At 64.8% G+C, this 5666-nt stretch carries 4 protein-coding genes; all 4 read right to left on the reverse strand.

Going from position 1 to position 5666, the window contains the following annotated elements:
• Nucleotides 1–93: 93 nt before the first annotated feature.
• Nucleotides 94–1047 carry a Nudix family hydrolase gene (locus Q0602_RS15310; protein ID WP_298845126.1) on the reverse strand — a complete coding sequence of 318 codons (954 nt, stop codon included), beginning with the start codon at nucleotides 1045–1047 and terminating at the stop codon, nucleotides 94–96.
• A 78-nt stretch (nucleotides 1048–1125) separates the two neighbouring features.
• Nucleotides 1126–2334: a bifunctional glutamate N-acetyltransferase/amino-acid acetyltransferase ArgJ gene (argJ, locus tag Q0602_RS15315; protein WP_298845129.1), complete on the reverse strand. Its 1209-nt coding sequence runs from the start codon at nucleotides 2332–2334 to the stop codon at nucleotides 1126–1128.
• A 48-nt stretch (nucleotides 2335–2382) separates the two neighbouring features.
• A complete protein-coding gene (secA, locus tag Q0602_RS15320; protein WP_298845132.1) occupies nucleotides 2383–5127 on the reverse strand; it encodes a preprotein translocase subunit SecA in 2745 nt (914 codons plus the stop codon).
• Nucleotides 5128–5214: 87 nt separating this feature from the next.
• Nucleotides 5215–5562 carry a hypothetical protein gene (locus tag Q0602_RS15325; RefSeq protein WP_295036523.1) on the reverse strand — a complete coding sequence of 116 codons (348 nt, stop codon included), beginning with the start codon at nucleotides 5560–5562 and terminating at the stop codon, nucleotides 5215–5217.
• Nucleotides 5563–5666: the final 104 nt, after the last annotated feature.

A 5666-nucleotide genomic window follows, 5' to 3' on the forward strand; every position in this document is an offset into this window, starting at 1 on the left:
GCTCTTGGCTCTTGGCTCTTGGCTCTTGGCTCTTGGCTCTTGGCTCTTGGCTCTTAGCCCGTAGCCCGTGGCTCGTGGCTCGTGGCTCGTGGCTCAGGAATCGTTACGCCAGAAATCGCGAATCGATGCGATCCCCTGCGCCCCGACGGCCCGCGCCTGATTCGCATGGTGGCGCGTCATCCCGCCCAGCGCGAAGACCGGCATCGCCGCCATCTCCACCATCTGCTGGAAATCGTGCCACCCGATCGTCACCGCTTCAGGATGCGATGGGGTCGGCGCCAACGGCGAGAGGGTGACGAAGTCGCAGTCGATCTGCCCGGCCTGGGTCAGCTGTTCTTCGCCATGGGTCGAGGCGCCCAGCCACTTGTCGCTGGGAACCGGGCGTCGCTTGAGCTCCATCAGCCTGGCGCTGGTCAGATGAATGCCGTCGGCATCGACCCGCTGCAGCCACTCGGGATCGGCGTTCAGCAGCAACTTGGCGCCGTAGCGCCGGCACAGTTCCAGGGTCTTCTCCGCACGGGCCTGGTAGGCCAGGTCATCCAGCCCCTTGGCGCGCAACTGCACCAGGCGGATGCTGTCCTCTTTCAGGGCACGCTCGAGCCGGTCGAGAAAGACGGAGTCATCCGCCTCTTCGGCGGTGATGAGATACTCCTGGGGCAGCGCCACCGCGCGCAGAATCGGCAGATTGGCCGCCGGGAAGGCGTAGTTGGTCAGATCGTCGACCTCGACCCACCGCACCGGCTGCCCCTCTCTGCCGTAGGGGTCGCCTTCGTACTCGCGTACCTGCCAGACATCCAGCAGGATATGCTTGTCGGCGTACTCGTGATGCACCCGAATCAACGGCTGTGCGCGCAGGATCTGAATGCCGAGTTCCTCGCTCAGCTCCCGCTTGAGCGCCTCGAAGCCGGTTTCGTAGGGTGCCAGCTTGCCCCCCGGAAACTCCCACAGACCGCCCTGGTCGACCGTCGCCGGACGCCTGGCAATCAGCACTCGCCCGTCGCCTCGGATGACGGCGGCAGCCGCCACATGGACCCGTCTCTTGATCATCTTGCTAAGTCTCTCGCGCCACTTCAGTGTTTGACGGCGACATCCGGCTTCGGAATATCGCTCTCCGTCAGAAAGCGTTCAACTGCGGTAATCCGCGTTGATCGATACGTAATCGTGGGACAGGTCCGATGTCCAGATCGTGGCGCTGGCGCCGCCGCGACCGAGGCGGATCCGGATGACGATCTCCTCCTGCGCCATCACCCGACTCCCCGCCTCTTCGGTGTAACCGTCGGCGCGACCGCCATGCTCCACCAGGCGCTCGCCACCGAGATCGATGACGATGCGCTCGACGTCCAGATCCTTCACCGGCGCCCGCCCGACGGCGGCCAGGATTCGACCCCAGTTGGCGTCGCTGGCGTAGAGCGCCGTCTTGACCAGCGGCGAATGGGCGACCGTGAACGCCACCGCCCGCGCCTCGTCGACGCTTTCCGCCTCCTCGACCTGCAACGTGACGAACTTGGTCGCCCCTTCGCCATCACGGATGATCGCCTGCGCCAGTTCGACGAGCACCGATGTCAGCGCCTCGCGGAACCGACGTTCATCGTCGGCCGACTCGACACGCGGGCCACGGCCGGTGGCGATCAGCGTGCAGGCATCGTTGGTGGAGGTATCCGAATCCACCGTGATCGAGTTGAAAGAGACCCGCACCGCTTCGCGCAGCCACTGCTGGAGCCGGTCCTGATCGATCGCCGCATCGCAGGCGACGAATCCGAGCATGGTCGCCATGTTGGGCTGGATCATTCCGGAGCCCTTGCTGATCCCGTTGATGGTGACCGTACCACCGCCGAGCTCGACCTGGGCCGAAGCGCCCTTGATCCGGGTATCGGTGGTCATGATGCCCTCGGCGGCGAGCGCCCAGCCGTCGGCGTCCAGCGCTTCCAGGGCGGCGGCCAGACCGTCCGTGATTCGGGCCACCGGCAGCGGCTCCCCGATCACCCCGGTCGAGAACGGCAGTACATGATGGCCCTCGGTTCCGGTTAGCGCAGCCAGCGCACGGCAGCACGCCTCGGCATCGTTGCGGCCGCGGGCACCGGTACCGGCATTGGCATTGCCGGTATTGATCAGCAGGAAGCGTGGCGTCGCCTGCTGCAGGTGGTCCCGAGCGACGTGCACGGGCGCCGCGCAGAAGGCGTTGCGGGTGAACGTGGCGGCGACGGAGGCGCCCTCGGGCACCTCGATCACCACCAGATCACGACGGTTCGGCTTCTTGATACCCGCCATCGCGGTTCCCAGTCGCACGCCCTCGAGCGCCGGCATCCGGGGAAACAGTGATTTACCTACGGCCATCCCATTCTCCTCGAGGAACACAGGCCTGCCCCGTGTTCCTGGCCATTCTCAGCTCAGCGCACCATGGCACTGCTTGTACTTCTTGCCGGAACCGCACGGGCAAGGATCGTTACGTCCGACTTTCGGGCCCTCCCGGCGCACCGGCTGGGCACCATCCTCGGCCGGCTCGTCTGCCGCTTCCCCCGCCCCTTCGGCCGTCTGCCGGGCCGCGGTGACAGCCTCCTCGTGGACCGATTGGCTGGCCGCCTTCTCCCGCTCGAGCGCTTCGCGACGCTGGCGCTCCAGATCCTCGACCTCTTCCTGACGCCGCACCTGCACATGGCTCAGGATACGGGTAACGTCATGCTTGATGTTGTAGAGCAGCGACTGGAACAGCTCGAACGCCTCGCGCTTGTACTCCTGCTTCGGATTCTTCTGGGCATAGCCCCGCAGGTGAATGCCGCGGCGAAGGTGATCCATCGACTGCAGGTGCTCCTTCCAGCGTGTATCCAGCACCTGCAGCATCACCTGCTTCTCGAAGCGTCGCATCATTTCACTACCGATCGCTTCGACCTTGGCGAGATATTGGCCACGGTGCTGGTCCAGCAGGCGTTGACGCAGCACTTCCTCGTTGAAGTTGTCGTCCTCCTCCGCCCACTGCACCAGTGGCAGGTCAATGTTGAACTCCTGCTTGAGCTGATCCTGCAGCCCCGCCAGTTCCCACTGCTCCGGCAGACTTTGGGGCGGCACGTACTCGGAGATCGTCTGCTCGAGCACTTCGTCGCGGATGCTGGCGACGTTGTCGGAGATATCGTCGGCGGCGAGGATATCGTCGCGCTGCTCGTAGATGACCCGGCGCTGGTCGTTGGAGACGTCGTCGTACTCCAGCAGCTGCTTGCGGATGTCGAAGTTGCGGCCTTCGACCTTCTTCTGCGCCCGCTCGACCGCGTTGGAGACCATCTTGTGCTCGATGGCCTCGCCCTCCTCGAGCCCCAGCGCACCCATCAGACGCTGTACCCGGTCGGAGCCGAACAGGCGCATGAGGCTGTCTTCCAGCGACAGGAAGAAACGTGTCGAGCCCGGGTCACCCTGGCGGCCGGCACGGCCACGCAGCTGGTTGTCGATCCGGCGGGACTCGTGCCGCTCGGAGCCGATCACGTGCAGGCCGCCGGACTCGAGCACGGCATCATGACGCTGCTGCCACTCCGCCTTGATCGACTCGATCTGCGCCTCGCTGGGATCCTCGAGCTTGGCGACCTCGGCTTCCCAGTTGCCGCCGAGCACGATATCGGTACCCCGGCCCGCCATGTTGGTGGCCAGCGTGACGGCGCCGGGGCGACCCGCCTGGGCAATGATTTCGGCCTCGCTTTCGTGCTGCTTGGCGTTGAGGACGTTGTGGGGAATCTGCTTCACCTGCATCAGCTTGGAGAGATACTCCGAGGTCTCGATGGACGCGGTACCCACCAGCACCGGCCGGTTGGCCTCGCGCTGCGTGTTGACGTCCTCGATGATCGCGGCGTACTTCTCCTCGGCACTCAGGTAGACCAGATCGTTCAGATCCTGGCGCGCCAACGGACGATTGGTGGGAATCACCAGCACGTCGAGCCCGTAGATGTGATTGAACTCGAAGGCCTCGGTGTCGGCGGTACCGGTCATCCCGGCCAATTTCTCGTAGAGGCGGAAATAGTTCTGGAAGGTGGTGGAGGCCAGCGTCTGGCTCTCGCGCTGGATCGCCACCCCTTCCTTGGCTTCCACCGCCTGGTGCAGACCTTCGGACCAGCGGCGACCCGGCATGGTACGCCCGGTGTGCTCGTCGACGATCACCACGTTGCCGTCCGAGACGATGTAGTCGACATCGCGATGGTAGAGGCAGCGAGCCCGCAGCGCCGAGTGGATATGCTGCAGCAGCCCGAGGTTCTGGACCGCGTAGAGCGAGTCTTCCGACTTGAGCAGGCCCGCCTCCCGCATCAGCTGCTCGACCTGCTGGTGACCCTCCTCCGTCAACTCCACCTGCTTCTGCTTCTCGTCGATCAGGAAATCGCCGGTGGTCGGGTCCTCCTCGTCGCTACACTGCTTGAGCTGCTTGGAGAGCGCGTGAATGGTGCGATAGAGTTCGACGTTCTCTTCCACGGGGCCGGAGATGATCAGCGGCGTGCGCGCTTCATCGATCAGGATCGAGTCGACCTCGTCGATGATCGCGTAGTGCAGCGGTCGCTGGACCTTGTCCTGCAGCGAGAAGGCCATGTTGTCGCGCAGGTAGTCGAAGCCGTACTCGTTGTTGGTCCCATAGGTGATATCGCAGGCATAAGCCTGCTTCTTCTCCTCGTTCGGCTGGCCGGAGGCGATGACCCCGACACTGAGCCCGAGGAATTCGTAGAGCGGGCGCATCCAGTTGGCGTCACGGCTGGCCAGGTAGTCGTTGACCGTGACCACATGCACGCCTTTTCCCAGCAGCGCATTGAAGTAGACCGACAACGTCCCGACCAGCGTCTTGCCCTCACCGGTCTTCATCTCGGCGATCCGGCCCTCGTGCAGCGCCATGCCGCCAACCATCTGGACATCGAAATGACGCATGCCGAGCACGCGCTTGCTCGCCTCCCGGACGGTGGCGAACGCTTCCGGCAGCATGGATTCGTGCTTCTCGCCATCGGCCAGGCGACGACGAAACTCGGCAGTCTTGGCCTTGAGCGCCGTGTCATCGAGCGCTTCGAACTGGGCTTCCAGTTCGTTGATCGCCGCCACCTGCTTGCGCATGCGCTTGACGTCGCGGTCGTTCTTGGAACCGACCAGCTTGTGTAGTATTGCATTCAACATGATGTATTCCTGCGTGCCCCGGAGGCAGCCATGCGACGACGAGGCCAGCACCGGCTGCCGGTGATGATGAGAGAGATATGACGGTCATCAGGCGGACACAGGCGGGCCTCGGCGGGACAGCACGTCCAGGGCGGCGCTGGGGGCAACCAGGGGTTCGAGGGGAATCCGCCGCGGCTGCGGCGAGGGGGTCATGGTCCGCGGGTGCAGGGGACGCTTGGCGGCGATGCGTGCGACGCGCCGGGACTCGGCCCGAATGGCCTCCGGGGCCATCAGGTAGACCTGAGTCAAACGCTCGGCCAGCCGCATCGCCTCGGCGGGCATCAAGCCCGCGGGCAGCAGACAACCGACCAGCACACTGGCCAGCCACCAATGGGCTCGCTGCCGGGGGCGCCAGATGGCGCCACGCTGACCGGACTGCGCTTTGACCGAAGTCATGCTGTCGACGAACTCCGCGCCGTGATAGGTTTAGCGGGTCTTTCCCCACCGCGTGCAAGCCGATGAGTATAAAGGCTAAGCGTTTACGAGCCCAGCCCGTTTCC

The sequence above is a fragment of the uncultured Salinicola sp. genome, from assembly GCF_937921195.1.
GTDB lineage: Bacteria > Pseudomonadota > Gammaproteobacteria > Pseudomonadales > Halomonadaceae > Salinicola.

Coding starts and splice junctions, on each gene's coding strand:
- Q0602_RS15310 (WP_298845126.1), bottom strand. CDS start 1,047: ATGATCAAGAGACGGGTCCATGTGGCGGCTGCCGCCGTCATCCGAGGC.
- argJ (WP_298845129.1), bottom strand. CDS start 2,334: ATGGCCGTAGGTAAATCACTGTTTCCCCGGATGCCGGCGCTCGAGGGC.
- secA (WP_298845132.1), bottom strand. CDS start 5,127: ATGTTGAATGCAATACTACACAAGCTGGTCGGTTCCAAGAACGACCGC.
- Q0602_RS15325 (WP_295036523.1), bottom strand. CDS start 5,562: ATGACTTCGGTCAAAGCGCAGTCCGGTCAGCGTGGCGCCATCTGGCGC.